This is a genomic window from Sphingomonas sp. 28-62-20 (genome assembly GCF_002281505.1).
In genome coordinates this window covers 40459-66711 of the sequence record NZ_NCGH01000026.1, presented here as the reverse complement: position 1 = coordinate 66711, position 26253 = coordinate 40459, and the positions used below count along the sequence as shown (strand labels likewise).

Genomic DNA, 26253 nt, shown 5'->3' with positions numbered 1-26253 from the left:
TCATCCGAATCGGATCAATGCAGATATTGAGGATAAATCTAGTCAGAAGCGTAGAATGATGTGTACAGTGTTATGGCAAAAGCCAGTGAGTCGCAAGCTGTACGTTAATCAATTGTGCTGTACAGATTATCACGAGTTCGTTGCGTCAGATTTGATTGTAGGATAGTTGAAACACTTGATAAAATGCCCATAGGGTATCAGTAGTGATGAACTATAGGAGACAAATATGCGTAGATCATTGATGATCCCGCTGCTGATAGTCTGGCTGAATTTGTTTTTGTCGAGCGCGCACGCTCAAGAATACCAAACCTATGGTACTCATAATCCACCAAATGGCAGCCCATGTGCTGTGCAAGGTTGCGAATATCAGCGCAGTGCCGGGGAGCCTGCCAACCCGATCTGGCCGGAATATTGGCAATCCGACTGGACCATGTATCGGGTCTATTCGGGCTATGATAAATTTCCGCCCCCATATGTCGGCAAGCCGCCTGCGCCGCTCAAGGACGGCGTCGATTACCAAACCTCGCACGGCGCGACCTTTTATGATTCAAGCTGGCGCGGCAAATCGGGCGAAGGCGCGATGGTGGAGCGGTACGACGATTATTGTCTGCCGATTTTCCCGATCGACAATCATTATTCGTGCAAATTCATCTCGCTGGGCGATGTCGCTTATTTCGTGGCGGGGGAGGGGCGGCCGACTTGGATGCCGCGCCTCTGCCTGTTCTCGCCATTGAACCACCCGCCGCGGCGCGATTTTGTAAAACATCTTCCCTATAGCGCTGCCGACAGCGAGCGGATCGGCAAGGGCGGTCAAGCCTATTCCTTCTGGATCAGCGCAGCCAATGGTTATGTGATCCAGGTCGGCGCAAGCCCAGACCGGACCGCCGACGGCGGCATCTTGTTCGGCTACGGCTTCGACACGGACAAGACGGGCAAGATCATGCCTCAGTCCTTCTATTTTTCGGGCTATCCACTCGATCCCGCCAACGCGCCCATCGTCAGCCAGAATTATGTCGGCCTCTCGCCAACCCAGCCCAGCCAGGATCTCTGGTCTGAGGTTGCCGGCATCGATCCGACCACCTTGCCCGCCTGCCAGCTCTTCAATCCCCCAGCTTCGAAAGTAGGTACTGAAAAACTTGGCAAGGCGATGCGAAAGCGGGCCCCGACTTGGGGCGACATCGGCCGCTGGAAGCCATAGATTCGCTTCAGAGCCCTGAGCGCCAAAATCGCATGCTGCCGAATGCGCGTGATGGTCGGGATCCGCCAAACGGGCCGATCAGCCATACGCCCGTCGGCGGCTTCCCTGGCGAGGCCTGAAGCGGCGATATTCGGGGGTATTGATGCCACAGGTTGATCAATTCCGAGCCTGGTTCGGGTTGGGGCAGGATTCACGGCCAGCGGGAGGGAATCAACGGGTGTCACAATACTGCCCCAGCAATTTTTTCAGGACACCGTCCGCATGATCCGCGATTCTGAACTGGCGGTCGGGCCGTTGGCGCGCGGTGCCGGCGTCATGACGATTCTGCTGGCGGTGATCATCTTGCCCTTTGCGTTTTTCGGCGGATATCTCGACGATCTGGCAATCGCTCTGGTTGGAAAGAGTCAGGATCTGGTGGGCCTAGGTGGATTCGCGCTGCTGGCGGCGGATATTGCCCTGCCGGTGCCGTCGAGCGTGGTGGCGACCGTCATGGGAGCTGTGCTGGGCGGTTGGTTGGGCACGTTGGTCAATGCGCTCGGGCTGACGGCGGGATGCCTGATCGGCTTCCTCGGCGGATGGACCAGCACCGCTTTGACGCGGCGATTGCTCGGCGAAAGCGCCTTCAATGCGTTTGCAGCCTGGGTCGGGCGCCACGGCCTCGTTGCTATCTTGGTATGCCGCGCGGTGCCGGTCCTTGGCGAAGCATCGTTGATCGTTGCCGGCGCAGGCCGTGCGCGGATGTCTGGTGTGCTCGCGACGGCGTCGCTCGCCAATCTCTGCCTCGGCGCGCTTTACGCCTTTGCTGGCGCCGCAGCGGGACCAACCGCGATACCCTCGCTCCCCGCCGTTATCGCTGCGATCGGGGTGCCTGCCATGGCGGGGATTGTGGCATTGTGGTGGATCCGGCGCCCATAGGGTTCAGTAGTTGAATCCCGCTGCCATTGCGGGGGTTGAGGCCGCCATTGAAGCCGATCAAAAATGTGGGATCATAAGTGGGTGCGGATTTCGCAATACCGGCAAAAAGCCCTGGATCTCGACGATTCTGGCTTGGTGATGGTGACCCCTACGGGAATCGAACCCGTGCTTCAGCCGTGAAAGGGCCGCGTCCTAACCGCTAGACGAAGGGGCCATTGCCGGTTCGACCGGTTGGCGTGGAAAAAGCGCCTAGGCAAATGCGGCCACGCGGTCAACCCGCTCTATCGTCGGTATCATGATGGCAGACGGCTTGCAGCTTGTTGCCATCGGGGTCGCGGACATAGGCGGCATAATAATGTGGGTGATAGCGCGGCCTCAAACCCGGTGCCCCTTCGTCGCTGCCGCCATGGGCTAGCGCGGCAGCGTAAAAGGCAGCAACGGCCGCGCGATCGGGCGCATAAAAAGCTCGGGCGCGTGCCATGTCGTTGCTGCCAAGCGTAATATGGCTGAACATTGCAGGCCCCCTTCATCCTCTTCAATCCGCCCAGGCGGCATCGTCGAGATGCATTTCGGCCGTCCCGCGCCCGCTCCAGTCATCAATCTTCGCGCGCCCGGCGATCCACAGGCGGCGGTGGGGCGGGGCGCCCAGCAAGGCTAGCCCAAGCGGCGAATCGGCTTGGCGGAAGGCGACCGTCTTGATGCTCTTGCCGTCATCACCTGCCACCACCGCGCGGACATGGCCGTTGCCGACGATATCGGCCTTGATCACCCGCACCGGCCCCACCGCCACGCGCGGCGCGGGCCAGCCCATGCCATAGGGGCCGCCTTGCTCCAGCGCCGCCACCAATGCCGGGGTTACGCCGCCAGGGGCGAGCAGGGCGTCGACGAGCAGCGCCCGGTCGCCCGATGCGCGGGCAACGCCGGCCGCAAGACGCTCCTCAAGAAAATCGCCAAAGCTCCCGATCTGGTCAGCATGAATCGTCAGCCCAGCCGCCATCGCGTGACCACCGCCGGCGACGAGCAGGCCATGGTCTTTGGCGGCGAGCACGGCATTGCCGAGATCGACGCCGGATACCGAGCGGCCCGAACCCTTGCCGATCCCGGCATCGTCCAACGCAATAACAATGGCGGGGCGGCCATATTTCTCTTTCAGCCGCCCAGCGACAATGCCGATCACGCCGGGATGCCAGCCTTTACCCGCAACGACGATGACCGCGCGGTTGGCTTGCGAGACGGCCATCGCTTCGGCGGTGACCTGCACCTCGCCCTCGATCGCGCGGCGCTCCTCGTTGAGGCGATCAAGCTCGGTCGCGATCATGCGGGCTTCGTCGGGGTCGCGCGTGGTGAGCAAGCGCACGCCGAGATCGGACTTGCCCACGCGCCCGCCGGCATTGATGCGCGGCCCCAATGCAAAGCCCAGATCGGTCGCGGTCGGCGCGCGGGTGAGTCGCGACGCTTCGATCAGGGCATTGAGCCCGATATTGCGGCGCGCGGCCATTACCTTCAGCCCCTGCGCGACAAAGGCCCGGTTGAGTCCTTTGAGCGCCGCCACATCGGCGACCGTACCGAGCGCGACGATATCGAGCAGATCGAGCAACCGTGGCTCCGGGCGGGGGACGAAATGGCCCTTGGCCCGCAGCGTGCGGATCAGCGCCGCGCCGAGCAGAAAGGCAACGCCGACCGCCGCCAGATGACCGTGCGCCGCACCTTCGCCCTCATCGCGGCGGTTCGGGTTGACTAGGGCATAGGCCAGCGGCAGCGCGGTCGCGCATTGGTGGTGATCGACGACGATGACATCGACGCCGGCCGTCCGCGCCATCTCCAGCGCCTCAAACGCTTGCGCGCCGCAATCGACCGTGACGATCAGCGATGCGCCCCCGGCGGCGATCTTGACCAGCGCCTCGCCCGACGGGCCATAGCCCTCCATCAGCCGATCGGGGATATAGGCCTTCGCCTCGAGCCCCAGATCACGCAGCAGCAGGATCATCAACGCGGCAGAGGTTGCCCCGTCTACGTCGTAATCGCCGAAGATGGTGACATTCTCCCCCGCAATGATCGCCGATGCCAGCCGCTCTGCGGCGCGATCCATGTCGTTGAAGATTGACGGGTCGGGCATGAAGCCTCGGATGCTCGGCGCGCGGTGCGAATCGAGCTCCTCGCGCGGGCACCCACGCGCCATCAGCAATTGGGTGACAAGATCATCGGGTGCGTAATCCGGGTCGCGCGCATCGGCGCTCAGCGCGCGCCAGCGCCAGGGCTGGCCGAGGATCGAGTGGCTGATGTTGAGGACAGTATTCATCAGCACGGCTCTAGCGGTTTGCAGCAGGGAGGGAAATCGGGCCGGGTCATTGCCAAATCTGGTGGTAGACATTGTTTCGCGGATCGCCGAACCTTCGCGGGCCGGTGTGTCCGCCCGGCGGCTTTTTCAGAGACCATGCCTTTGCCCGAATTGCCGACCAGCCCCCATGATTCCGCGCCGCTCTGGGCACCATCGCTGGCAGCACCGGTGCCGCGCGATCTGTGCACCGATTGCGGCATCTCGCGGACGCCCGAGCATAAACGCTGCGGTGCGGCCTGCCAGTTCATCAAGCCTGATTATCCAGCGACAGAGAAGGCAGTGCATGGCCGTGCGCGTGATCCGGCCAAGGGTGATGAGCTATTCTTTGGCCCTTATCGCCAGATGTTTCGCGCGCGGCTGGGCAAGGCCTTGCCGGGTGCGCAATGGACCGGGATCACTACGCGACTAGCCGAAAAGCTGCTCGAAACAGATGCGGTCGATGCGGTGCTGACGATGGCGCCTGACCCGGACGACCGTTGGAAGCCGGTGCCGGTGCTGGTCACCAGGCCAGAGGGGATGGCGCAGGTGCGGGGGATGCGGATGGGCTATGCGCCGCTGCTCGCTTTGCTCCAGCCGGCCAGCGACGCGGGGTATAAGCGCATCGCCGTCATCGGTATCCCGTGTCAGGTGCATGCGCTGCGCAAGATCGAAGCGAGCCTGGGGTTCGAGCGCGTCTATGTGATCGGCACGCCGTGCTCGGATAATACCACCACCGAACGGTTCCACGATTTTCTCGCGTTGCTGGCGGACGATCCGGACAGCATCACCTATCTGGAATTTCGCGCCGATTATCATGTCGAACTGCGCTTCACCGATGGCCGGGTGAAGGCGATTCCGTTCCTGCAATTGCCGATTTCGAAGCTGCCACCTGATTTCTTCCCGCTCACCTGCCGCACTTGCGTGGATTACACCAATGTCCTCGCTGACTTGACGGTGGGCTATATGGCAGGGGAAGGGGAGCAATGGCTGGTCGTTCGCAATGAACGCGGTGCGGAATTGCTCGCACTGCTGGGTGACGAAGTGAAGCTCGCCCCGCCCGGCAATGCCGGCAAGCGCGCAAGCGCGGTGAAGGGGTTCATCGTCAATGTTGAGCGCGCGGCAGGTGGCCTACCGCTCCGCCGAATGCCCGAATGGGTGCGCCCGATTGTCGGCTGGCTAATGCCGCGCTTTGGCCCGCGCGGATTGGAATTTGCGCGGACGCGCGTGGAAATGAAGGCGGCCGAAACCGTCGTCCATCTCCGCCGGGAAAAGCCGCGCCGGATGAAATCCATGATCCCCGCGCATATATGGACCCTCGTCGCGCCCTATGATCTGGTACCCGGCGATGGCGAGGTGCCAAAGGGGGCGGGCGATTAGGCGTGGCTATGGCTTGATCCACGGCCCTTCGCGAAACCATTTGGTGATCACATATTTGACGCCGCTGATCACTGGCATCCCTTCATGCAGGGTGAGCTGGTTGGGGCTGCCATCGGCGCTCATATTGTTCCAGGCGAGCAGCAGGCCGCGTTTGGGGGCGATGCGGATACCCGCCTGGGGGAACCAGGTCGCGCCGCCTTCTTCGACGGTGTTGAGATAGATCATCGCCGTCCAGGTGCGCTGGCCGCCATCTTGGGTGACGCGTTCCCAATAGCTTTCGGTTTGGAAGAAATAATCATGATGCGCGCGAAACTGCTGGCCGGGCGCATAACGCTGGCCCTGCATTGTTTCGCCGTATAGCGGATCGAGACCGAGCAGCCCGGCAATGCCTTCATCGATCGGCCGAACATCGGGTGACCAGCGATCCATGTCGCAGCTTTCGCTGGTGCGGTAATTCTCATCCGGGTTGTCGGTCAGAAGCGTCGATGGCCGCCGATTGGCATCGATCAGGCCGATCAGCCGCTTGCAGGTGGCGGCATCGAGGAAATCTTCGACATAATAGACCTGAACGCCGGGGATCACGACCTGCTGCGCGGCGGGATTGGCGGCTAGTCGCTGGCCGACTTGCGTGCCGATATGCGCGCGAAGGGGCGAGGCGTTGCTAGGCTTTTTGAACCATCTCATTATGCCCATCACTCTGCCGGGGGGCGCATAAAAAGCAAGGCCCGGTGGTTACCCACCGGGCCTTACCCTTCGCGACGAACGAACCTTTCAACCACGATTACCAGAAGATATCGTACACCGTATCAACGACATAGCCGGTCCGAATATCGACGAGCAGCGCATCGTTGTAATAGCGCACCCATTCATAGGGGCCATAGGCAGGCGGAAGGCGATAATATTCGGGATCGTCGATCCAATAGCTCTGGTTGAACAGGATGCTGTTCAGCGTGAAGCCAATCCCGAAGCGGCGATAGCCATAGTTCCAGCCATAGGGCGCATAGTAACGCGGCAGCCGAAAGGCATTGCGGTTATAGCCGCGATAGCCCTGCCAGTTAAATTGCTGGTTCTGCCGCCAGCCGCGATTCCAGTTGCCGCGATTGTTAAATTCGCGCCCGCGATCGTTAAAGCTGCGATTGCGATTGCCAAATTGCTGCCCGCGATACCCCTGATTTGTATAGCCTGGGTTGTTGAAGCCCTGGTTATTGAAACCCTGGTTGTTGAACGCTGGGCCACGCCGATCATTTTGGTTGAAGCGCTGGTCTTGCTGGACAAACCCTTGGCCCTGCCGGGCGTCGCGCCGGTCATCACGCCGGTCATCACGCCGGTCATCACGTCTGTCGTCGCGAAAACCCTGGCGATCCGCCCGGAAGTCCTGCCGATCTACCTGCGCGACCGGGGGTGTGGTGGTTACGACAGGCGGGGTGCTGAACCCGCGCTGCTGGTCCTGGCGGAACGCTCGGCGATCCTGGCCCCGATCCTGGCCCCGATCCTGGCCCCGATCCTGGCCAAAGCCCTGCCGATCCTGGCCGAAGCCCTGGCGACCCTGTCGGAAGTCGCGCTGCGGTTGCTGCAGCTGCTGCTGCACAACGGCAGGCAGCGCAGGTTGCTGGACCTGAGGCTGGAACCGAGGTTCGGCCTGGCGTGGAGCCTGAAATTCGGTTTGCGGCGGGGCGCTTTGCTGACGCTCAAAGCGCGGCGGGCGGCTGCCACGGTCATTCTGGAAGCGATCGGCAGGGGCCTGACGAAAATCACCACCACCGCGGCGACCGCCATCATTCTGCGCGACCTGGTCCACCTCATTAGCCGTGCGAAGCTCATTTTCCGCTTGCTGTGGCTTTGCCATGACGGAGGCTGGGAGCATGGCGGTCGCCGCCAGCAAAGTGACTAGTAACGATCTACGCATAAGTTCCTCCACATCACGCGCTGCCCGAACGGTCCGGAGAAGCGATGCCCCGTAATGGAACAGAGTCGATGAGCCGTTTCTGAATTGCGATGTAAGGTTAGCGAAAGGAAACTATCGTCGGCTCGGTGGCGTGGTCGCCCCCTTGGCGGGTCCGGTGGTGGGTGTCAGCGCCGGGATCGACCGGGCGGCATCAGCATGATTGATATCCGGCGCGGCAGTGACTTCAATGGTTTCGTCGCCCCGCTGCACACGAGCGGCCAATTGAATGGCCTCAATAATCCGTGGGTATATGCCACAGCGACACAAATTGGTGATCGCCTCTTCGATATCCTGTTCGGATGGGTCGCGATTTTTTTTGATCAGTATCGCCGCGGCCATAATCATTCCCGGCACGCAAAATCCGCATTGCGGGACGTTTTTGGCAATAAAGGCTTGCTGAACGGGATGCGCCCGCTCGCGCGACAGCGCTTCGATGGTGGTGACAAACGCCCCTTCGATCGACCCGATCGTCGCCTGGCAGGAACGCACGGCTTCGCCATCGATATCCACAGTGCAGGCACCGCAGTCGCCAGTACCACAGCCATATTTTGTGCCGGTAAGGTTTGAGGCATCGCGCAGCGCCCACAGCAGCGGCGTTTTCGGATCGAGCCGATATTCGACGGGCTGGTTGTTGACCGTGAAGCGGGTCATGCGGCGGTTCCTTTGGCCGGGCGGGGCGGGCTGGCACGCTCGGCGACCATGCGCTTGCCGTCAATCACGATCGGGCTGGCGACGCCGGGCAGGCCCTGACGCATGATCTGCATGCCACGCGCGATCACTTGGGGATCAGCAAATACGTCGTCGACGCGGTTGATCGGTCCTGCCGGCACGCCTGCCACTTCAAGTGCTTCGTACAAATCGGCCTTGCGCCAGGTGACAATCGTTGCGGTAAGCGTGGCGATCAAGGCCGCGCGATTGCCCAAACGCTGCGGATTGGTGGCAAAGCGCGGATCATCGGCGAGCGGCACGTTCAGCACGTCGCACAGCTTGCGAAACTGCCCGTCATTGCCGACCGCGATGATCAGGTCGCCATCGGCACAGACGAAAGACTGATACGGGGTCAGGTTCGCATGCCCATTGCCCATCCTGTGCGGCACCACCCCCGATGCCATCCAGTTCAGCGCCTGATTGGCGAGCACCGCCACCTGGGTATCGAGCAGCGCCATATCGATATGCGCGCCTTTTCCCGTGGCGTCGCGCTGGCGCAACGCTGCCAGGATGGCGACCGCCGAATAGACGCCCGTAAAGATATCGGCATAGGCGATGCCCGACTTTTGCGGCGCGCCATCGGGCTCGCCGGTCATCGACATGCTGCCGCCCATGCCCTGGATGATAAAGTCATATCCAGCGCGGTGGGCATAGGGCCCGGTCTGCCCGAAGCCAGTGATCGAGCAGGTAATCAGCCGCGGGTTGATCGCGGAGAGGGTGGCATGATCAAGCCCATATTTGGCGAGGCCGCCGACCTTGTAATTCTCAATCACGACATCGGCGTCGGCAATCATCGCGCGCACCTGCGCCTGCCCCTCAGGCGTCGCGATATCGATCGCCACCGATGATTTGCCGCGATTGGTTGAATGGTAATAAGCCGCGTCGAGATTGGCCCCGTCCGGACCGATCATAAAGGGCGGCCCCCAATGGCGGGTGTCGTCACCCGCGCCGGGACGCTCGACCTTGACCACCTCGGCACCCAGATCAGCGAGCAATTGCCCGCACCACGGCCCCGCCAAGATGCGCGCGAGTTCCACCACCTTGATGCCAGACAGGGGTTTCATCAGATCACGCTCCACCGTCTTCCCCGCGAAGGCGGGGATCCAGCTTCTTCTTGCCGAGCGCTGAACAGGCAGCGGGTCCCCCGCCTTCGCGGGGGTGACGAAGAATAAGGATGATTGGCTTGCGCGACATTACGATAGCGGTGTCCGAATGGCGTACACGACATGCGCTGTCGGCACGCCCGCCATTTCGAAATCAATCGTTCGGCCAGGCAGTAATTCTCCGCCAATCTTCTCCATCGCGCGGCGCGACCGGATATTCCCGGCACCAACATAGAAGACGGCGGCATCAAACCAGCGCAGCGCATGCGCGATCATCAGCGTCTTGATCTCGCGGTTGGTGCCACCCCCCCAGTAACTGCGGGCAAGGAACGTCCAGCCGATCTCGACCTCGCCGGGTTCAACTCGGGTCAGGTCGTAGCGGCTTGACCCGATTACCGCGCCGGTCGCCTTGTCGCGGATGACAAGGCAGCCGCCCGACTCCATCGCATTGGCAAAGAACTGCTTGAACACCGGCTCCTGCCAGCGATCATGCGCCGGGTGGACTTCCCAAATCAGCGGATCAGCGGCGACCGCGAACAGTGCATCCCAATCCTCCGCGCGCAGCGGCGACAGCGTCACCATCGGCCCGACCAAGGTCGGTTGCGGATCAAACGGCATCGGCTCTTTCATCAGAACGCCGAAATCCCCGTGATCGCCCGCCCCAGGATCAGCGCGTGGACGTCATGCGCGCCTTCATAGGTGTTGACCGTTTCCAGGTTCATCAGATGGCGCATCACCTGATATTCGCCCGAAATGCCGTTGCCGCCGTGCATATCACGCGACGCCCGCGCGATATCGAGCGCCTTGCCGACATTGTTGCGCTTGACGATCGAGACCATTTCGGGCGCGAACTTGTGCTGGTCCATCAACCGCCCGACGCGCAACGACGCCTGCAAGCCCATCGCAATATCGGTCTGCATATCGGCCAGCTTCTTTTGATACAGCTGCGTCGCTGCCAGTGACCGCCCAAACTGCTTGCGATCCAGCCCATATTGCCGCGCGGCATGGAAGCAGAATTCCGCCGCGCCCATCGCGCCCCAGCTGATGCCGTAGCGCGCGCGGTTGAGGCAGCCGAACGGGCCCTTCAGCCCCTGCACCTCGGGCAGCAGCGCGTCTTCGCTGACCTCGACCTCGTCCATCTGGATCATGCCGGTGATCGACGCGCGCAGCGACAATTTGCCCTCGATCTTGGGGGTGACCAGCCCCTTCATCCCCTTTTCGAGGATGAAGCCGCGAATGCCGCCGCCATGCGCGTCGGATTTGGCCCAGACGATGAAGACATCGGCGATCGGCGCATTGGAGATCCAGGTCTTGGCGCCTGAAAGCAGATAGCCGCCATCAATCTTTACTGCCTTGGTCGTCATGCCGCCGGGGTCGGATCCGGCATCGGGTTCGGTCAGCCCGAAACAACCGATAAATTCGCCCGTCGCTAGCTTGGGCAGATATTTGCGCTTTTGCTCCTCGGAGCCAAAGGCGTGGATCGGGTACATCACCAGGCTTGATTGCACCGACATCATCGATCGATAGCCCGAATCGATCCGTTCCACCTCGCGCGCAACCAAGCCGTACGCGACATAGGAAGCACCCACGCCGCCATATTCGGCCGGCACCGTCGGCCCGAGCAGCCCGAGCGCGCCCATCTCGCGGAAGATGTCGGGATCGGTCGTCTCGTGCTGGAACGCGTCAATGATGCGCGGGGCGAGCTTGTCCTGCGCGTAAGCCGCTGCGGTATCGCGGATCATGCGTTCATCCTCGTCGAGCTGATCGTCGAGGTTGAAGGGATCCGCCCAGTCGAACCGGCCCATGGTGCTCATCGTGCATGCTCCTGCGATTACCTGCCGCCCGCTTCCTGCTTGGGCGTCGATTTGTCCAGCCCCACCCGGTACAAGAGCCGTATGATATACGAAATCCGCCCCTGCCGCAGCGCGCTTTACCTGCCCGCATCAAACCCCCGAGCGATCGAGAAGGCGCGCACCCTGCCATGCGATGCGGTGATCCTCGATCTGGAAGATGCCGTTGCGCCCGAAATGAAGGTGGCCGCGCGGATGGCAGCGGTGGCGGCCTTTGTTGAAGGCGGGTTCGGCCATCGGCTGAAGGTGTTGCGCGTCAATGCCCTCGATACCGAATGGGGCGCCGATGATCTTGCGGCGGCGGCAACGCTTGATATCGACGCGGTGCTGGTGCCCAAGGTGAACGGGCCGGAAGATATCGCCCGCTATGATGCAGCGCTCGCCGCAGCGCAGCCGGGGCTGAAGCTGTGGGTCATGATCGAGACATGCCTGGCGGTCGGCCGGTTGCAGGCCATCGCCGATGCCGCGCGCACCACGCGGCTAGCGGGCTTCGTCATGGGCACCAACGATCTCGCGCTGGAAATGCGCAGCCGGACAATGGCCGATCGCGCGAACATGCTGCCGATCCTGACATTTGCGCTGGCCGCGGCGCGTTCGCGCGGGCTGATCGCGCTTGACGGGGTGTGCAATGATTTCAGTGACCTCGATCGGTTCCGCGTTGAGGCCGAACAAGGCCTGGCGCTCGGCTTCGACGGCAAGACCTTAATCCACCCGGCACAAATCGGCCCCTGCAACGCGGTGTTCTCGCCAACCGAAGCGGAGATCGCCCGTGCCCGCAGCATTACTGCAGCATTTGCGATGCCGGAGCACGCAGGCAAGGGCGCGATTCGCCTCGATGGGCGCATGGTCGAGCGGTTGCATCTGGTGGAGGCGGAACGCGTGCTGGCGGTGGCGGGCGCTATCGACGGTCAAAAACCCTAACCGTCACTCCCGATCAAGTCCGGGGTGACGATGGGGTGTGGGTGGCGGTTTGCATCCACACGCTCCGATTCCAAATGATCCGACGATTCTCGGTCAGCGGAGGTCGATTCGGCGCGGTACGGTGGCGAATGTTCCCTAATGGTCGCACTGACCATGAGGGGCGCCAAATGGCTTCGACAGGGCAGCAATTTGACAAAGCGGGCAGGGCTTGCCCGGTTGCGCGCGTATGGCGGTCGACGATGTGAAAGAGCGGGCGAAGGGTAGCAGCGCAGTATGATGTAGGAAAGCATCGGTGCATGCGGCCGCCAATCTTGGCTCGGTCCGGGGTCCCGCTGCCTTCGCCCGCGTCAGAAAAAGCGGGACCCCGGATAAAGTCCGGGGTGACGGTAATCAAGGATGTCAGCTTGCGTCGCAGTTGCGGTCTTTTGCCGGCTGTGACAATATAAAGCGATGAAAAGCCTCATCGTACTTTCAGCGCTGCTTTTAGCGGGGTGCTCTGATGCAACGGAACGCCAACATCAGCTCCTAATGCAAGATATCGAGCAGCGCGTTCAGCTTCCCGAACATACGAAGAAACTGCATAATTACGCTCGTTATTACGCCACTGATGGCGGTCACGTGATTGGAGTCTATATAACCGACTTTGATCAGCAAAACAGATATTACGATTTGCCGATAGGGCAACGCCGGTGGATAGAACAGGCACGTGATCTGCCTTCGATCTCGGACGGTGGCTGCACGGTAGTGCACATCGATTACAATCCGAAAAACCGTGGTACCCCTCACGCCTTCTGCAATGGGCGCGCCTAACGTTCGCGTCCAACCCAAAAGCACACCACATCCTCCAGCCCTCTCAACCCCTAACCACCGCACGCATTGCACTTCCGCCGCCCATGTGGTGATGTGTTGCCAAGCGGGAGAGAAGAATAAATGGCGTCCGTAATCGAGAAAGCGTCGACCTTTCCGTCGCCCCCTGCGCTGCCCGTTGTCGGCCATCTTCACCACATCATCCGCCAGGGTCTGATCGGCTATTTGCTGCACGCAGGGCGCGATTTCCCGGAAGGCGCACCGCATCCTGCTCCCCGCGTTCAGCCAGCGCGCGATGAAGGGCTATTTCGACATGATGCTGGAGGTGGCGGACCAGCTCGTCGCCAAATGGTCGCGGCTGTCGGGCAATGATGTGCTGGTGGCGGACGACATGACCCGCTTCACGCTCGATTCGATCGCGGTGGCGGGATTCGGTCACCGCTTCAACAGCTTCGAGATGGAGGAGCTCGATCCGTTTCTGGAGGCACTGGGTCGGGCGCTCGGCGAATCGCTCAACATGATCACCCGGCTGCCGATGCAGCAACGTTTTGCCAAAAAGGCCGAGCGCCAGTTCGAGGCCGATATCGCGCTGATGAACGCGCTGGTGGACGGTATCATCGCCGAACGCCGCGCGCATCCAAACGACGGCAAAGACCTGCTCAATCTGATGATCGCGGCGGCCGACCCCGAAACGGGCGAGACGCTGGACGACATCAACATCCGCTATCAGGTGCTGACCTTCCTGATCGCGGGGCATGAAACCACGTCGGGGATGCTGACCTTCGCGCTCTACCATCTGCTGCGCAATCCGCACGTCCTGGCGCAGGCCTATGCCGAGGTTGACCGCGTCCTGCCCGGCGATACCCGTCCGGACTATGCGCAGAACGCACAACTGGTGGTGATTGAGCGCATCCTGAAGGAAGCGCTCCGCCTCTGGCCGACCGCGCCCGCCTTCACCCTCGCCCCGTTCGAGGACACGAGCATCGGCGACGGCAAGTGGACCCTGCGCAAGGACCGCCCCGTCAACGTCTTTTCGCCCGGCCTGCACCGCTTTCCCGGCGCCTGGGCCAACCCCGATGAGTTCGATATCGATCGCTGGCTGCCAGAGAATGAGGCGAAGCACCACCCGCACAGCTACAAGCCGTTCGGCAATGGCGAGCGCGCGTGCATCGGTCGGCAATTCGCAATGGTCGAGGCCAAGCTCGCGCTGGCGATGATCCTGCAGAAATTCGCGATCGGCGATCCGCACATGTATCAGCTTCGGATCAAGGAAACGCTGTCGATCAAGCCCGACCAGTTCTTTATGCGGGTCCGCCTCCGCCAACCGCATGAGCGGATGTCGGTCGCCCCCGCCACCAAGGTCCCGACCGAAACCGCCCCCGCCGCCGCCGTATCGGGCAATGGCCAGCGCTTCACCGTGCTCTATGGCACCAGCCTGGGCACCGCCCGCGACATCGCCGAGGAGATCGCCGAACGCGCCAGCGTCGATGGCTTCGAAACCGCTGTCCGATCGATGGACGAGGCGTTTGTTGCCGGGCATTTGCCCGAGGACAAGGTGATCGTCATCGTCACCGCCACCTATAATGGCCGCGCGCCCGACAGCGCGGTGGAAATCGAGCGGTTGATCGATTCAGGGCAGGTCGATGTGCTCGACTGGTCGGGCGCGAAATTCGCGGTGCTCGGCATCGGCAACAGCCAATGGCCCAATTACCAGCATTTCCCCAAGCGTGTGGACGACACGATTGCAGCGCTTGGCGCCACCCGTCTGGTCCCGCGCGGCGAGGCGGACGGGCAGGGCGATTTTGACGGCGCAGTCGCCAGTTTTGTGCGCGATTTGTGGAAGGCCCTGGGCAGCGAAGTTGCGCCCTCAGAACAACGCTCGACGCTGTCGCTGCAGCCTGTGGACGCCGCCGCCACCCGCGCGCAGGTGTTGCCTGAACACGCCCAGCGGCTGGAAATCATCGCCAATGACGAGATGGTCGCGCCCGCCGATGGCCTATGGGATTTCGCCATCGAGCCGCCGCGCCCCTCAACGCGCTTCATCCGGGTGCGTCTGCCCGAGGGGCAGCGTTACCACACCGGCGATCACATCGCAGTTTATGCGCATAACCGCCCGGAACTGGTCGACCGCGCGATTGCGGTGCTGGCGCTAGATGGTGCGACCCAGCTCAGGATTGACGCGCAAGGCGGGCGCTTCCGCCATCTGCCGTTAGGGCAAACGGTGACGGTGCGGCACCTGCTGAGCGACTTTATCGAGCTGTCGGATACGTTGCCGCGCCGTGCGCTGGCGGTCATCGCGGAACAGACGCGCTGCCCGAACACGAAGAAGGAACTGGCGCGTCTGGAGGGTGCCTTCGACGCCGAGATTGCCGCCAAGCGGCTCACCCTTGTCGATCTGCTCGAAATGCACCCGGCGGCGGAACTCTCGCTCGACAGCCTGGTCGAGCTCTCCTCCGCCATCGCCCCGCGCTTCTATTCGATCGCTTCCTCGCCGCTGGTCGATCCCCATATCGCTGACCTGATCGTTGGCACGATGGAGGCACCCGCCTGGTCGGGACTTGGCGAACATCGCGGCTTCGCTTCGAGCTATATGCAGCGGGTGATGCCCGGTGATGCGGTGTTCGGTTATGTCCGGCGCCCCAATCCACCGTTCGCCCCGCCCGAGGACGCGAGCGTGCCGATGATCCTGATCGGCCCCGGCACCGGCTTTGCGCCACTGCGCGGCTTCATCGCCGAACGCGCCGCGCAAATGGCAGGCGGGGCAGCGGTCGCGCAATCGCTGCTGTTCTTTGGCTGTCGCCACCCCGATCATGACTGGTATTGCCGGTCGGAGATGGACGCTTGGGCAAAGGACGGCGTGATTGCGCCCTATGTTGCCTTTTCCGCTGTGAGGGATTTCAAATGGCGCTTCGTGCAGGACGCGATGTGGGACGCCCGCGACGCGATCTGGTCAGCCACCGAAGCCGGCGCGCAAATCTATCTGTGCGGCGACGGCAAGTTCATGGCCCCCGCCGTCCGCGACGCGCTGATCCGCATCGCGGCGGACAAGCAGGACGGCGACCACGCCAGCGGTTCCGATTGGCTTGAAGCAATGATCGAGGCTGGACGCTTCCACCAGGATGTGTTCGGGTTCGGGAAGTAAAAAACTTTCCTCCCCGGCACGGGGAGGGGGACCGCGAAGCGGTGGAGGGGGCGAGCCACAAGCGTCGCGCTGGTGGTGAGCCCCCTCCACCATTCGCCGAAAGAGGCGAATGGTCCCCCTCCCCACACTGGGGAGGAATTAGAGCGGGGAGGAAGCAATGCTACAATTATCAGGTCAGGACGCATCGTTCGTCTATCTGGAGACGCCGCACACGCCGATGCATATTGGCTCGGTCGGCATCTATGATCCATCGACCGCGCCGGGCGGGTTCGTGCGCTTCAAGGATATCCTGAAGTTTATCGCCAGCCGCTTGGGCAGCGCGCGGAGTTTCCGCCAGCGGCTCGTGCGGGTGCCGTTCGATCTCGATCATCCCTATTGGATCGAGGACCCGGAGTTCGACATCGAATTCCACGTCCGCCACATCGCGCTCCCCAAGCCCGGCGACTGGCGGCAGCTGTGCATTCAGGTGGCGCGGCTGCATTCGCGACCGATGGATCTGAACAAGCCCTTGTGGGAATTCACTATCGTCGAAGGGCTCGACAATGTGGAGGGGCTGCCGCCCGGCTGTTTCGCGCTCGTCTCCAAGGTGCATCACGCCGCGATCGACGGTATGTCCGGCGTCGAAATGTCCGCCGCGGTCCATGATCTCGACGCCAGCATGCGCCCGCGCGAGGCGACCGATGCGTGGTCGCCTGAATCGATGCCCAATGTCGCCGAATTGCTGATGCGCAGCTATTTCAACTCGCTGCGCCAGCCGATGCGCGTGGCCGAGACGATCGGGCGGTCGTTGCCCGGCATGGCCAAGCTGACGATGAGCGTCAGCAAGGGCGAGATCAGCATCGCCAACACCAAGCTCGCGCCCAAGACGCGCTTCAATGGCAAGGTCGCCGCGCACCGCGTGTTTGATGCGGCCCCTTTCCCGTTGAAGGACATCCGCGCGATCAAGGACGCCGTGCCGGGCGCGACCGTCAACGATGTGATCCTGGCGATCGTCGGCGGTGGCCTTCGCGGCTATCTGGACGCCAAGGGCGAGCTGCCGGCCGAATCGCTGACCGCGATGGCGCCGATTTCGGTGCGCGCAGAAGGCGAGAAGGCAGCGCTCGGCAATCTCGTTTCGGCAATGGTGGTGGGGCTGGGCACGCATATCGCCGATCCGCTCGAGCGCCTGGCGCACGTCCATGCAGAGGCCGCCAATTCCAAGGCAATGACGGGCGCGGTCGGCGCACGGACGCTGACCGATTATAGCCAGCTGATCCCGTCGGGACTCGCAGGCCTCGCCGCGCGGCTCTACACGCGGGTTGGCGCTGCCAATGCGCACGCGCCGGTGTTCAACTGCGTCGTCACGAACGTGCCCGGCAGCCGGGTACCGCTGTTCTTCTGCGGCGCGAAAATGGTGGCGATGTATGGCCTGGGCCCAGTGTTTGATTCGATGGGGCTGATCAACACGATCTACAGCTACACCGATACGATCGCGATTTCCTTCACTTGCGACCGGGTGATGATGCCCGATCCCGATGTCTATGCCGCATCGCTTCGCTCCGCTTTTGAGGCACTGAAGGCGGCAGCGGCGGACCCGGCGGCTGCCGCTGCGGCAGTTGCGAAGACAGCAGCGGTTGCGGTAAAGCCTGCCGATCGCAAGGCACCCACAAAGAAGGCTGCTGCGCCCAAACCCAAAACCACCGCTGCCGCGCGCAAGCCGGCCGCTAAAGCGAAGGAAACCGCATAATGGCCGATACCAAAAAGACTGCCGACAAGGTGAAGGACACGATCAACGAAAAGATCGTTGACCCGGCGAAAAAGGCTGGCGAAGCCATGAAATCATCGGGCGCCAAGCTTGCCGAGGGTGGATCGACTGTGGGCATGAAAATGCTTGACCAGGCCGAGGAAAACACGCGGCAGGCCTTCGCCGCGATGCGCGCCGCCGCCCAGGCCAAGGACCTGACCGAGGTCATGAAGGTGCAGGGCGATTTCCTGCGCGACCAGGGCACCCGCAGCATGAGCCAGGCCCGCGAGATTGGCGACCTGATCATGCAATTTGGCAAAGAGGCGGTTGCACCGCTCAGCGGCAAGAAATGAGGTGACTTCCACCCCTCCCCTTCAGGGGAGGGGCCGGGGGTGGGGGCTGTCAGTCTCACCGAGACCGACTTGCATGGGGGCAGCCCCAACCCCAACCCCTCCCCTGAAGGGGAGGGGCTTTTTGGTCTTGAAGGACAGCCCATGACCCTTGCTGCGCAAACCCCAATCAGCTTCATTATCACGCGTGATCGAAAAATCGCGGAGCCCTTCTACCGTGACACGCTCGGCCTGCCGTTCGTCGTCGATGACGGCTTTGCGGCGGTGTTCGACCTTGCAGGCGTGCCGCTGCGGATCACCGAAGTGCCGGGCCACACGCCCGCTGCGCACCCAGTGCTCGGCTGGCAGGTGGACGACATTACGGCGACCGTCATGGCGCTGCGGGGGCGCGGCGTTACTTTCACCATCTATGACGGCATGGGGCAGGATGGCCTCGGCATCTGGACCGCGCCAGATGGCAAGGCAAAGGTTGCGTTCTTCAACGATCCGGACGGCAACGCGCTGAGTTTGACGCAAGCCTGATCCTCTGCTGGCCAGACGAAACCGACAGGGGGCAGGATGAACATCGATCTAGCGCATTCGGACGGCGTTGCCTTGCTGACGATAAGCCGTCCGCCCGTAAACGCCCTTGATGTCGAAACGGTCGAACAGCTTCGTGATCTCGCGATCGGCATGGCTGCCGCGCCGCCAAAGGGGGTTGTGCTCTGTGGTGGCGGACAGTGCTTTAGTGCTGGTGTCGATACCCGGGCATTCGGCTCCTATACGCCAGCAGATCGGGCGCGCATGATCCTGGCAATCTCGGCGATGATTACAGCACTTTATGCGCTGCCTTGTCCCGTGGTCACCGCCGTGGGCGGTCACGCCCTGGGTGGCGGGTTCGTGGTGATGCTGGCCGGTGACGTTCGAATCGCGGTCAATGACGACAAGGCGAAATTGGGCCTGACCGAAGCCAAAGCAGGGGTCCCCTTTCCGGCAGCCCCGCTGGAGATCATCAAGGCCGAATTATCGCCCGAACTCCTGCGTCGATTAACGCTGACCAGCCAGACCTTGTCCCCAGCGGCGCTGCACCGGCACGGCGTGATTGACGAACTTTGTTCAGCGGAGGATCTGCTGTCGACGGCACAAGCCCGTGTGCGCCAGCTTGCCGATCAGCCCGCTTTTGGTTTGGTAAAGCAGCAGGTCCGCCGCGCGACGCTCACTCGCCTCCGCGCGATTGTCGCGTCGGGGGAAGACCCACTGATCGACGCATTGGCGCGTGCCTGATCGGACAGGGGAGCTGGGCAGACGGAGCCTGCCTCCTGATTTTGTCCTCTGGGTCACCCCAGATGGCAAGGCGCCGAACTTGACGCAAACCTAGGGACTAACGTCCTCATATCCAGGTCGCATGGTGTGCGAAGGCCATTCTTCTTCAAAAATCACCATCGCATCCATGACCTGCGACCAATCCAACGTGCGGTAGACATGGTCCAGTGCCGCGGCGGGCCTGGTGCCGATGGCGCGTAACAGCGCCAGGTTGAGATAAACAGCGCTGGACGTGCTGTTCGAAATGACTTCCAATTCCAGGGCGAGCGCTGGCGGCGGCGCAATGGCGATCTGCTTGCGCGAATTGCGGTAGCTGCCTTTCAGCGCGGAGAAACCTATCGATACCGCCAGATTGCCATATTGATCGTGAACACGCGCACCCAAGGACCGAAATTCCGGAATCCCCCATGCTGCACCAGGATCCTTAGCCAAATGGGTTGTTGCCCCCCAGATGATGATCTTGGTGCGGGGAACCAGCCTTCCCGCAAAGGTGGTGAAATTCTGGTACAGGGCGTCTTCACGGGCAAGGATCTTTTCCCCATCGGTACCCAGGCTTGGCCGCAGCATCGAGTCCAGATTCTGTACCATCATGGTTCGTTCTTTTCGGGTGCGATCATCGGTCGCTGTGCTGGCAGCGACCGCGCGCTTCATCGCTGCGACGCAGGCTAGCAGCGCAGCGTTCGCCGTTGGTCCAAAAGGTTGGGCGGTGGAATAAGCCCATTTGATGTGACGGTCGAAGGCTGCACGACACGCGTTCGCCTGCTCAGGCGGCAAATCGAGCGTCAATTCAGGGATCATTTGTTCGTTCGTAAAGCTCTCGCCCAGGCCGCCAATTTGAAAATCGAGCCCGGCAAGTTTGATTTGGCCTGCTGCGGCCAGGGGAAACAAAAAGTCGATGAGCGGCTGGAATTCGCGATCAAATTTCCACACCGCCCCAACCGCATCGGCAACCATGGCAGGTGTGGCACTGTTGGCGCGCAGGGCGCGGTTCAGGGCAATAAAGTCATAGACTCCGCTTTCGAAAGCGATTGCCCGGTACCCGCATCGCGAGACCAGTCGTTTGACCAGTTCAACCTTGAAGGCTTCGGTATGGCCGTCGCCATGCGTCGGTCCTTCGCCCAGCAACGCAACCCGCTTTCCACAAAGGTCTCGTTCGGCAATTGCCAAGGCGAGCTGGTCCTTCGCCAAAACGGTGACCGGACCAGACGCTGGTGGAGGAGCGGGCGCCATGGACATGGAGCCGGAAAGCGCGGCGCTCAGGAGAACCATCAACGCGAATATCCCTTCAGAGCCCTACCATCGCGGTGAAATGTGTAGCGCCTCAAAGGCCAACGACCGGACCGCAAAGGGATGTTCGGGTTTCGATATCACGCATGCCCCGCAAAAGGATATACCAGCGGCCTGAGCCCGCTCTTGCGCTCAAACGGGTGCCAGTCGCCCTCATCCTGCGCCAGACGATCCGCCACCGCGTAGAGCACCGCCGGGTTCACGCCCAGCCCGCAATGGCTGCCATGCACCTCGATATTGTCGGTTTCGGCACCCTTGGGCTCGACGCAATTCTGCCACGCGACCACGCCGTCCTCGCGCGTGTAGATGGAGGTTGATGGCACCGGCGGCGGGGTTGCGCTTTCGCGCAATTGATCGCGCGTATCCTTGTCGTCGATTTTCTGGCCGGTCAGCATTTCATAAGCACGCCAGACATTGGTTGCCTTGGGCGTGCCGGCAAAGGGTGAGCCGAGCGAAATAACCTGCCGCACGGCGTCGGGCACGCGGCGCGAGAGTTGGCGCGCCATGACACCGCCCAGGCTCCACCCGATCAGCGACACGCGCTTGCCGGTGTCCTTGTGGATTTCGTCAAGCCGAGCGATCAGTTTTTCGCCGCCCCAGCCAATCGCCTTCGGCCCCAGATTGCGGCCGAGGTCCCAGGCGTGGGTGTGATAGCCAAGCCCGGTCAGAAAGCGACGCAGCAACGTTGTCGAGATATCGCTCGTCACGAAACCGGGCAAGACCATCACCGGGTGGCCGTCACCACGCGGTGCCATTGCCAGCAACGGCGCCGCTGGCGCGAGCGACGTTAGCTCGGCAATCGCGCGCGGCAATTCCGTCAGCGCGAGCAGCAGCGAGGGCGGGCTGACATCAGCCTGCGGTTTGAATTGGGTAGCCATCGGTCGTTCTCCTGTCGTCTCCGGGATCAATGCCCGGCTTCTTTCATTTGTTCATTCGGTCCAGCCGAACGCTTGGTGACTCGCGGCGAGCGCGCCCATGCGTAAACTGAGTATCACCAGATCATGAAACTGCCCCGAACGGTCGCAAACATGATCGCGCAGCATTGCTTCGCCCCGGAAACCCAGCGATTCGAACAAGGCGACTGATCCGGTCTGGTCCGGCGTCATCTGCGCGATCAGCTTGGTGGTGCCGTGCGCCTGCGCGATCGCAAAAATCGCCTCCAGCAAATCGCGGCCAAGGCCAGCGCCGCGGCGATCGGGCGAGACGAGCAGGCGGACCTCGCCAACATGGCGGCTCCAGCTTAGCGGATCGCGGACGAGCGCGGCGGTGCCGACGATCTTGCCACCATCCTCCGCCACCAGGCTGTCGATCACCCCTTCGCCGATCGCTTGCGCCCAGGCCTCCACCACGCGGGGATGCTGCACATCGCGGCTCAGGAACAGCAGGTCATGGTCGGGGAGCGTCGCGGTAAAGGCGAGCATTGCCGCCTGATCGCTGCTCACGAACCGGCGAATGCTGTAACTCATGTCGATCGCTCCGAAAGCCAGTCGGCCAGTTTCGGCCATAGCCGTTTGATTGCATTGCCCCCGGCGACCAGGCTGACATGCCCGCCCTTCAGCTCAACGGCTTCTTTGTCGGCCGATCCGATCATCTCAATGAGGGGCGCTGAGGCGGCAGCGGGGACGATATGGTCGTGCTGGGCGGTGACGTGCAGGAATGGCGCGGTAATCTTGCCCAGATCGACCTTGCGCCCCGCCACGGTCATTTTGCCTTCGTAGAGCTCGTTGTTCCACATCAGCTGTTTGGTCGTTTCGCGAAAATATTCGCCCGCCAGTGGCAAGATGTCCGCCGCCCAGCGATCAAACATGCGGTATGACTTCACGAATTCGTCGTTCCACATATTGTCGTAAAGCCGGATATTGGCGACCATCCGCGCGCCCGGCCGCAGCATGTCGAACGCGGTATAGAGGTAATCGCCGGGGCAATTGCCGAACGTATCGACCAGTCGATCGACATCGAAAAAGCGCTTGTCGGACCAGGCCTGGAACATTTCCATCTTGGTAAAATCGATCGGCGTGGTGAAGCACACCAGGTTCTTCATTGGCGCTTCGGGGTGCAGACCCGCCCACAGCACCGACAGCGCGCCGCCAAAGCAATAGCCGACCACCGTGAAATCTTCTTCGCCCGTTTCCTGCTGCACGCGCGCAATCGCGCTCGGCAGGAAATCGAGCACATAATCAGCCATGCCCAGATGCTTCTCGTCAGCGCGCGGCGCTTCCCAATCGAGCATGAAGACGTCGTAGCCAGCCCGCAGCAGATATTCGACCAGGCTCTGTCCCGGCACCATATCAAAGATATAGCCGCGATTGGTGGTTGCCATCACCAGCAGCAACGGCACCCGGTACACTTCGTCGGACATCGGGCGATAATGATAGAGGTTCATCGTGCCGCGCTGGATCAGCCGATCCTTGGGCGATGCCCCCAGCACGGGCGCGGACGACATGAAATAGCCGAGCCCTTTGATATTGCGTTTCAGCGCACGGTCGAACTCGACACGGGCCTGCTCGACAATGCCGGGACTCCCGTCGCTCACCCGGCCGCCTTGCTTTGAGGGGGCTTGCGGGTGCGTTTTGGCTTGGGCCGATCGGGCGTTGCCGATCCGCCGGCTTGCGCCGCCAGCATCGCTTCGATTCGGTCGACAGTCGCCTCGATTCGGTGGAGTCGCGCCGAAAGATCACCGACTTCGGCCTTGGTCGGCATGTTGGCGGCGTCGAGCGCGCGGTCCATCATCTCGGCGCGGGCTTCCTTGAATTTCATATTGGCAGCGTTCGCGCCGTGCATCACGCGCGTAAATTCGCCGCTTTTCATCAGGTTGCCGCCAAATTCATTGGCCATTGATTCCCATTGGCCAAGCATTTCGCGAAACAGCGCTGCGGGATCAGTCGGGGTAGGGCCAGCCATTTGCCTATCCTTCACCCGCTGTCTCGGCTCGTCAAGCGGCGTTTGGCCTGCTAGCGTTACATGCTGTGCCGTTATTTATGCTGCGCAACATATGCTGCAGCGCAACTTGACCGTGATACCAGGAGAAGACGACATGGCCACCGCCCTGAAGCCCGCCGAAACGATCCGCGACCGCTGCTCGCCTGAGGAATGGCAGGCTCGGGTCGATCTCGCCGCCGCGTACCGGCTTGTCGCCATGTATGGCTGGGACGATCTGATCTTCACGCACCTGTCGGCGCGGGTGCCGGGGCCGGAGCATCATTTCCTGATCAACCCCTATACGCATATGTTTGAGGAAATGACCGCCTCGGCGCTGGTCAAGATCGATGTCGAGGGCAACAAGGTTGACGATACGCCTGCGCCGGTGAACCGCGCGGGCTTCGTGATCCACTCGGCGATCCATATGGCGCGCGAGGATGCCGCATCGGTCATGCATCTCCACACGCCTTATGGTCAGGCGGTGTCGGCGATGTCGGATGGGCTGTTGCCGCACACCCAAACATCGATGATTGCGGGGCACGATGTCGCCTATCACGAATATGAAGGCATCGCGACCGAGCTCGAGGAGCGCGAGCGGCTGGTCGAGGATCTCGGCACCAAGCACACGATGATTCTGCGCAACCATGGCACGCTCGCGGTGGGCGCGACGGTCGCGCAGGCGTTCCTGCGGCTCTATTTCCTGGAACGCGCGTGCGAAGCGCAGGTGCATATGCTGAGCGCTGGGCGCAGCGGCCTGCACAACCCGCCACAGGGGGTGGAGCACAAGGTCGAGGAACAATCGAGCGGCGCGGGGATGGCGATGCTCGCGCAGGGGCTGGCGTGGCCGGCGCTGCTCAGGAAGCTGGATCGGCATAATCCGGGCTATGCGGAATAGGAGACCTGCTATTGTGGCTGGGGCGCTCGCTGACGCGCCGTCATCAACGGCGTCACACCTTCGGGGACGACGAGCTGCCAGCGCTTGCGGCTGAAGTCGACGATGACGGTAAATTGCGCCAGTCCCTGTGATCCCAAATTGGCGGATGGCACATCGCCAAAAGCGATGTCGCCCAGCCGAATCGGAACGCCCGCAAGCGTTGCATCACGATTCACGCTGCCGACATAGATCACGAATTCCTTGTCGACGGTGCGCGCGCGACCGACTTCACGCAAGTCTGGCTTCGGCGATAAGGTTCCGACAACGGACTTTGGTAGCATCAACGTGCCGGGGTTGCCGCTGTCGATATGCAGCGGAATGGATTTTCCAGCGAGCAGAAGATCGGTTTTCAGCAGGCCGTTCTTTAGCGGCTGCCAACGGCGGTTATCGGCGTTGATCTGGTTCGCGATGCGAAGCGTCCGCGTGGGGTAATCAAGCGCGACCACCTTGTTGCCGAATTGCGCTGGCCCAATCACTAGCCGCGCATCGGGCCCCATAAAGCTCGCATCTTCCTGAACGACGGCAGTGACATTTGTTGCCGCCACGCCACCGATCTCCAGCGTACCGAGTGATACGGTCTTGGCAGTAATCGGCTTGCCGCCAAATGGACTGCCCAACTGGATTTCACCCGTTTCCTTCAATCCTAGTTTATTGGCGAGCGCCCGGGGAATGACCGCGCCTTGCGATCCGGTGTCGAACTCGACGGCGATCGGTTCCCCGCCTGCAATTCGCGCCATCACCGCGGGTCGGCCCGATGTCAGGTCGACAGGGATGCTGACGTCTACGGGTGCCTTCGCGACGGTCGGTACCTTGTCCTTCGCAAGCGCGAAACTGCTGACACCCATCCCCAGCACGCTCAAAAGCAACAACCGCATTTCTCGCTCTCCACATATTACGATTCGTAATATACTAATTGATGCTTAAGCTCGATCGTGTCAATGGGAAGGAGATGAATGATCTGACTGATCTCGAAGGGGCAACGCTGGCGGAGGTCGCGCGGCGGGGAACGGCGACCACCTATGTCATCGCCAACACTTTTGCAGAATCGCCATCGGAATATTGGTCAGGATCGGCGGGCGCGGTTTACCCCTTGGTTCGGCGGCTGACCGAACGCGGCTATCTGGAGGCGCATGCAGCCTCAACGGGTAAACGCCAACGAAGCGATTATAGCATTACCCCTGCCGGTCGCGCGGCGCTCACGCGATGGCTGCTGGATGCTGATCGCGCCGCCGGCATGGGGTTTGATCCGTTACGGACACGGCTACTGTATCTTGACCTCGTATCTCCGACAGAGGTTGCAACGCTTCTCACCGAGGTTGCGAAGCGCAGTGAAAGGGCGGATGCGCCACCGATATTTGCCGATCGTCCGGCGGCGCTTTGTATTCATCGAAGCTGGTGGGAGGCGCGGCGATTCTGGTTGCAGCTCATTTCGAAAAAACCGCAAAAATAGCGGCA

The 26253-nt window shown here is 62.0% G+C and carries 27 protein-coding genes and 1 tRNA gene; 13 read left to right on the top strand and 15 right to left on the bottom strand.

Going from position 1 to position 26253, the window contains the following annotated elements:
* Positions 1–226 precede the first annotated feature (226 nt).
* Positions 227–1198, top strand: a complete 972-nt coding sequence (locus tag B7Y43_RS17210) for a hypothetical protein (RefSeq protein ID WP_374132906.1) — start codon at positions 227–229, stop codon at positions 1196–1198.
* Between the two features lie 261 nt (positions 1199–1459).
* The gene (locus B7Y43_RS17205) at positions 1460–2113 is read left to right on the top strand and encodes a VTT domain-containing protein (protein ID WP_374132905.1); all 654 of its coding nucleotides are present in this window, start codon (positions 1460–1462) and stop codon (positions 2111–2113) included.
* A gap of 139 nt (positions 2114–2252) precedes the next feature.
* On the opposite strand, the gene B7Y43_RS17200 is transcribed toward B7Y43_RS17205, so the two are convergent.
* From B7Y43_RS17200 to recJ, 3 genes are all read right to left on the bottom strand, one after another.
* Positions 2253–2327: transfer RNA gene (locus tag B7Y43_RS17200), tRNA-Glu, on the bottom strand.
* A 57-nt stretch (positions 2328–2384) separates the two neighbouring features.
* A complete protein-coding gene (locus tag B7Y43_RS17195) occupies positions 2385–2627 on the bottom strand; it encodes a hypothetical protein (protein WP_374132904.1) in 243 nt (80 codons plus the stop codon).
* A 21-nt stretch (positions 2628–2648) separates the two neighbouring features.
* A complete protein-coding gene (recJ, locus tag B7Y43_RS17190; protein ID WP_374132903.1) occupies positions 2649–4412 on the bottom strand; it encodes a DHH family phosphoesterase in 1764 nt (587 codons plus the stop codon).
* A gap of 135 nt (positions 4413–4547) precedes the next feature.
* On the opposite strand from recJ, the gene B7Y43_RS17185 reads away from it, so the two are divergent.
* Positions 4548–5807, top strand: a complete 1260-nt coding sequence (locus B7Y43_RS17185) for a Coenzyme F420 hydrogenase/dehydrogenase, beta subunit C-terminal domain (RefSeq protein WP_374132902.1) — start codon at positions 4548–4550, stop codon at positions 5805–5807.
* A gap of 6 nt (positions 5808–5813) precedes the next feature.
* On the opposite strand, the gene B7Y43_RS17180 is transcribed toward B7Y43_RS17185, so the two are convergent.
* Both B7Y43_RS17180 and B7Y43_RS17175 read right to left on the bottom strand, forming a co-directional pair.
* Entirely contained in the window at positions 5814–6491 is a 678-nt protein-coding gene (locus tag B7Y43_RS17180; protein WP_374132901.1) for a 2OG-Fe(II) oxygenase, read from the bottom strand.
* A 97-nt stretch (positions 6492–6588) separates the two neighbouring features.
* Complete coding sequence (locus B7Y43_RS17175; protein WP_374132932.1) at positions 6589–6744, bottom strand: RcnB family protein; 156 nt, start codon at positions 6742–6744, stop codon at positions 6589–6591.
* A 123-nt stretch (positions 6745–6867) separates the two neighbouring features.
* Between B7Y43_RS17175 and B7Y43_RS17170 the strand changes: the two genes are divergently transcribed.
* A complete protein-coding gene (locus B7Y43_RS17170) occupies positions 6868–7698 on the top strand; it encodes a hypothetical protein (RefSeq protein ID WP_374132936.1) in 831 nt (276 codons plus the stop codon).
* Positions 7699–7824: 126 nt separating this feature from the next.
* Here B7Y43_RS17170 and B7Y43_RS17165 read toward each other — a convergent pair whose 3' ends face one another.
* The 4 genes from B7Y43_RS17165 to B7Y43_RS17150 form a co-directional block, all read right to left on the bottom strand.
* Entirely contained in the window at positions 7825–8403 is a 579-nt protein-coding gene (locus tag B7Y43_RS17165) for a (2Fe-2S)-binding protein (RefSeq protein ID WP_374132900.1), read from the bottom strand.
* A complete protein-coding gene (locus B7Y43_RS17160) occupies positions 8400–9524 on the bottom strand; it encodes a CaiB/BaiF CoA-transferase family protein (RefSeq protein ID WP_374132899.1) in 1125 nt (374 codons plus the stop codon). Before B7Y43_RS17160 ends, B7Y43_RS17165 begins: the two co-directional genes overlap by 4 nt.
* 129 nt (positions 9525–9653) lie before the next feature.
* Entirely contained in the window at positions 9654–10193 is a 540-nt protein-coding gene (locus B7Y43_RS17155; protein WP_374132898.1) for a GNAT family N-acetyltransferase, read from the bottom strand.
* Positions 10193–11377 (bottom strand): acyl-CoA dehydrogenase, encoded by a 1185-nt coding sequence (locus tag B7Y43_RS17150; protein WP_374132897.1) that lies wholly within the window; start codon positions 11375–11377, stop codon positions 10193–10195. Before B7Y43_RS17150 ends, B7Y43_RS17155 begins: the two co-directional genes overlap by 1 nt.
* An 81-nt stretch (positions 11378–11458) precedes the next feature.
* Here B7Y43_RS17150 and B7Y43_RS17145 point away from each other — a divergent pair, with 81 nt between their 5' ends.
* The 7 genes from B7Y43_RS17145 (at position 11459) to B7Y43_RS17115 (ending at position 19619) form a co-directional block, all read left to right on the top strand.
* The gene (locus B7Y43_RS17145; protein ID WP_374132896.1) at positions 11459–12334 is read left to right on the top strand and encodes a CoA ester lyase; all 876 of its coding nucleotides are present in this window, start codon (positions 11459–11461) and stop codon (positions 12332–12334) included.
* A gap of 450 nt (positions 12335–12784) precedes the next feature.
* Positions 12785–13144 carry a hypothetical protein gene (locus B7Y43_RS17140; RefSeq protein ID WP_374132895.1) on the top strand — a complete coding sequence of 120 codons (360 nt, stop codon included), beginning with the start codon at positions 12785–12787 and terminating at the stop codon, positions 13142–13144.
* 292 nt (positions 13145–13436) lie between these two features.
* Positions 13437–16283, top strand: a complete 2847-nt coding sequence (locus tag B7Y43_RS17135; protein WP_374132894.1) for a cytochrome P450 — start codon at positions 13437–13439, stop codon at positions 16281–16283.
* 157 nt (positions 16284–16440) lie between these two features.
* A complete protein-coding gene (locus tag B7Y43_RS17130) occupies positions 16441–18009 on the top strand; it encodes a wax ester/triacylglycerol synthase family O-acyltransferase (RefSeq protein WP_374132893.1) in 1569 nt (522 codons plus the stop codon).
* Positions 18009–18359, top strand: coding sequence for a phasin family protein (locus B7Y43_RS17125; protein ID WP_374132892.1), 351 nt, complete (start codon positions 18009–18011; stop codon positions 18357–18359). The genes B7Y43_RS17130 and B7Y43_RS17125 overlap by 1 nt, the downstream gene beginning before the upstream one ends.
* Positions 18360–18500: 141 nt before the next feature.
* Positions 18501–18878 carry a VOC family protein gene (locus B7Y43_RS17120; RefSeq protein WP_374132891.1) on the top strand — a complete coding sequence of 126 codons (378 nt, stop codon included), beginning with the start codon at positions 18501–18503 and terminating at the stop codon, positions 18876–18878.
* A 36-nt stretch (positions 18879–18914) separates the two neighbouring features.
* Positions 18915–19619: an enoyl-CoA hydratase/isomerase family protein gene (locus B7Y43_RS17115; protein ID WP_374132890.1), complete on the top strand. Its 705-nt coding sequence runs from the start codon at positions 18915–18917 to the stop codon at positions 19617–19619.
* Positions 19620–19709: 90 nt separating this feature from the next.
* Here the strand turns inward: B7Y43_RS17115 and B7Y43_RS17110 are convergent, their stop codons facing one another.
* The 5 genes from B7Y43_RS17110 to B7Y43_RS17090 form a co-directional block, all read right to left on the bottom strand.
* On the bottom strand, positions 19710–20927 hold the full coding sequence (locus B7Y43_RS17110; protein WP_374132931.1) for an erythromycin esterase family protein: 1218 nt from the start codon (positions 20925–20927) through the stop codon (positions 19710–19712).
* 98 nt (positions 20928–21025) lie between these two features.
* Positions 21026–21823: a triacylglycerol lipase gene (locus B7Y43_RS17105; RefSeq protein ID WP_374132889.1), complete on the bottom strand. Its 798-nt coding sequence runs from the start codon at positions 21821–21823 to the stop codon at positions 21026–21028.
* Positions 21824–21874: 51 nt separating this feature from the next.
* A complete protein-coding gene (locus B7Y43_RS17100; RefSeq protein WP_374132888.1) occupies positions 21875–22411 on the bottom strand; it encodes a GNAT family N-acetyltransferase in 537 nt (178 codons plus the stop codon).
* Positions 22408–23478 carry an alpha/beta fold hydrolase gene (locus B7Y43_RS17095; protein WP_374132887.1) on the bottom strand — a complete coding sequence of 357 codons (1071 nt, stop codon included), beginning with the start codon at positions 23476–23478 and terminating at the stop codon, positions 22408–22410. The genes B7Y43_RS17100 and B7Y43_RS17095 overlap by 4 nt, the downstream gene beginning before the upstream one ends.
* Entirely contained in the window at positions 23475–23846 is a 372-nt protein-coding gene (locus tag B7Y43_RS17090; RefSeq protein WP_374132886.1) for a poly(R)-hydroxyalkanoic acid synthase subunit PhaE, read from the bottom strand. Before B7Y43_RS17090 ends, B7Y43_RS17095 begins: the two co-directional genes overlap by 4 nt.
* A gap of 133 nt (positions 23847–23979) precedes the next feature.
* Between B7Y43_RS17090 and B7Y43_RS17085 the strand changes: the two genes are divergently transcribed.
* A complete protein-coding gene (locus B7Y43_RS17085; RefSeq protein WP_374132885.1) occupies positions 23980–24759 on the top strand; it encodes a class II aldolase/adducin family protein in 780 nt (259 codons plus the stop codon).
* A gap of 8 nt (positions 24760–24767) precedes the next feature.
* On the opposite strand, the gene B7Y43_RS17080 is transcribed toward B7Y43_RS17085, so the two are convergent.
* A complete protein-coding gene (locus B7Y43_RS17080) occupies positions 24768–25673 on the bottom strand; it encodes a retropepsin-like aspartic protease (RefSeq protein WP_374132884.1) in 906 nt (301 codons plus the stop codon).
* A 74-nt stretch (positions 25674–25747) separates the two neighbouring features.
* Between B7Y43_RS17080 and B7Y43_RS17075 the strand changes: the two genes are divergently transcribed.
* The gene (locus B7Y43_RS17075) at positions 25748–26248 is read left to right on the top strand and encodes a PadR family transcriptional regulator (protein WP_374132883.1); all 501 of its coding nucleotides are present in this window, start codon (positions 25748–25750) and stop codon (positions 26246–26248) included.
* The last annotated feature ends 5 nt before the right edge of the window (positions 26249–26253 follow it).

Coding starts and splice junctions, on each gene's coding strand:
- B7Y43_RS17140 (WP_374132895.1), top strand. CDS start 12,785: ATGAAAAGCCTCATCGTACTTTCAGCGCTGCTTTTAGCGGGGTGCTCT.
- B7Y43_RS17185 (WP_374132902.1), top strand. CDS start 4,548: ATGCCTTTGCCCGAATTGCCGACCAGCCCCCATGATTCCGCGCCGCTC.
- B7Y43_RS17155 (WP_374132898.1), bottom strand. CDS start 10,193: ATGAAAGAGCCGATGCCGTTTGATCCGCAACCGACCTTGGTCGGGCCG.
- B7Y43_RS17085 (WP_374132885.1), top strand. CDS start 23,980: ATGGCCACCGCCCTGAAGCCCGCCGAAACGATCCGCGACCGCTGCTCG.
- B7Y43_RS17080 (WP_374132884.1), bottom strand. CDS start 25,673: ATGCGGTTGTTGCTTTTGAGCGTGCTGGGGATGGGTGTCAGCAGTTTC.
- B7Y43_RS17205 (WP_374132905.1), top strand. CDS start 1,460: ATGATCCGCGATTCTGAACTGGCGGTCGGGCCGTTGGCGCGCGGTGCC.
- B7Y43_RS17210 (WP_374132906.1), top strand. CDS start 227: ATGCGTAGATCATTGATGATCCCGCTGCTGATAGTCTGGCTGAATTTG.
- B7Y43_RS17195 (WP_374132904.1), bottom strand. CDS start 2,627: ATGTTCAGCCATATTACGCTTGGCAGCAACGACATGGCACGCGCCCGA.
- B7Y43_RS17100 (WP_374132888.1), bottom strand. CDS start 22,411: ATGAGTTACAGCATTCGCCGGTTCGTGAGCAGCGATCAGGCGGCAATG.
- B7Y43_RS17135 (WP_374132894.1), top strand. CDS start 13,437: ATGAAGGGCTATTTCGACATGATGCTGGAGGTGGCGGACCAGCTCGTC.
- B7Y43_RS17165 (WP_374132900.1), bottom strand. CDS start 8,403: ATGACCCGCTTCACGGTCAACAACCAGCCCGTCGAATATCGGCTCGAT.
- B7Y43_RS17125 (WP_374132892.1), top strand. CDS start 18,009: ATGGCCGATACCAAAAAGACTGCCGACAAGGTGAAGGACACGATCAAC.
- B7Y43_RS17090 (WP_374132886.1), bottom strand. CDS start 23,846: ATGGCTGGCCCTACCCCGACTGATCCCGCAGCGCTGTTTCGCGAAATG.
- B7Y43_RS17160 (WP_374132899.1), bottom strand. CDS start 9,524: ATGAAACCCCTGTCTGGCATCAAGGTGGTGGAACTCGCGCGCATCTTG.
- B7Y43_RS17150 (WP_374132897.1), bottom strand. CDS start 11,377: ATGAGCACCATGGGCCGGTTCGACTGGGCGGATCCCTTCAACCTCGAC.
- recJ (WP_374132903.1), bottom strand. CDS start 4,412: ATGAATACTGTCCTCAACATCAGCCACTCGATCCTCGGCCAGCCCTGG.
- B7Y43_RS17115 (WP_374132890.1), top strand. CDS start 18,915: ATGAACATCGATCTAGCGCATTCGGACGGCGTTGCCTTGCTGACGATA.
- B7Y43_RS17110 (WP_374132931.1), bottom strand. CDS start 20,927: ATGGTTCTCCTGAGCGCCGCGCTTTCCGGCTCCATGTCCATGGCGCCC.
- B7Y43_RS17130 (WP_374132893.1), top strand. CDS start 16,441: ATGCTACAATTATCAGGTCAGGACGCATCGTTCGTCTATCTGGAGACG.
- B7Y43_RS17180 (WP_374132901.1), bottom strand. CDS start 6,491: ATGAGATGGTTCAAAAAGCCTAGCAACGCCTCGCCCCTTCGCGCGCAT.
- B7Y43_RS17145 (WP_374132896.1), top strand. CDS start 11,459: ATGATATACGAAATCCGCCCCTGCCGCAGCGCGCTTTACCTGCCCGCA.
- B7Y43_RS17120 (WP_374132891.1), top strand. CDS start 18,501: ATGACCCTTGCTGCGCAAACCCCAATCAGCTTCATTATCACGCGTGAT.
- B7Y43_RS17105 (WP_374132889.1), bottom strand. CDS start 21,823: ATGGCTACCCAATTCAAACCGCAGGCTGATGTCAGCCCGCCCTCGCTG.
- B7Y43_RS17075 (WP_374132883.1), top strand. CDS start 25,748: ATGAATGATCTGACTGATCTCGAAGGGGCAACGCTGGCGGAGGTCGCG.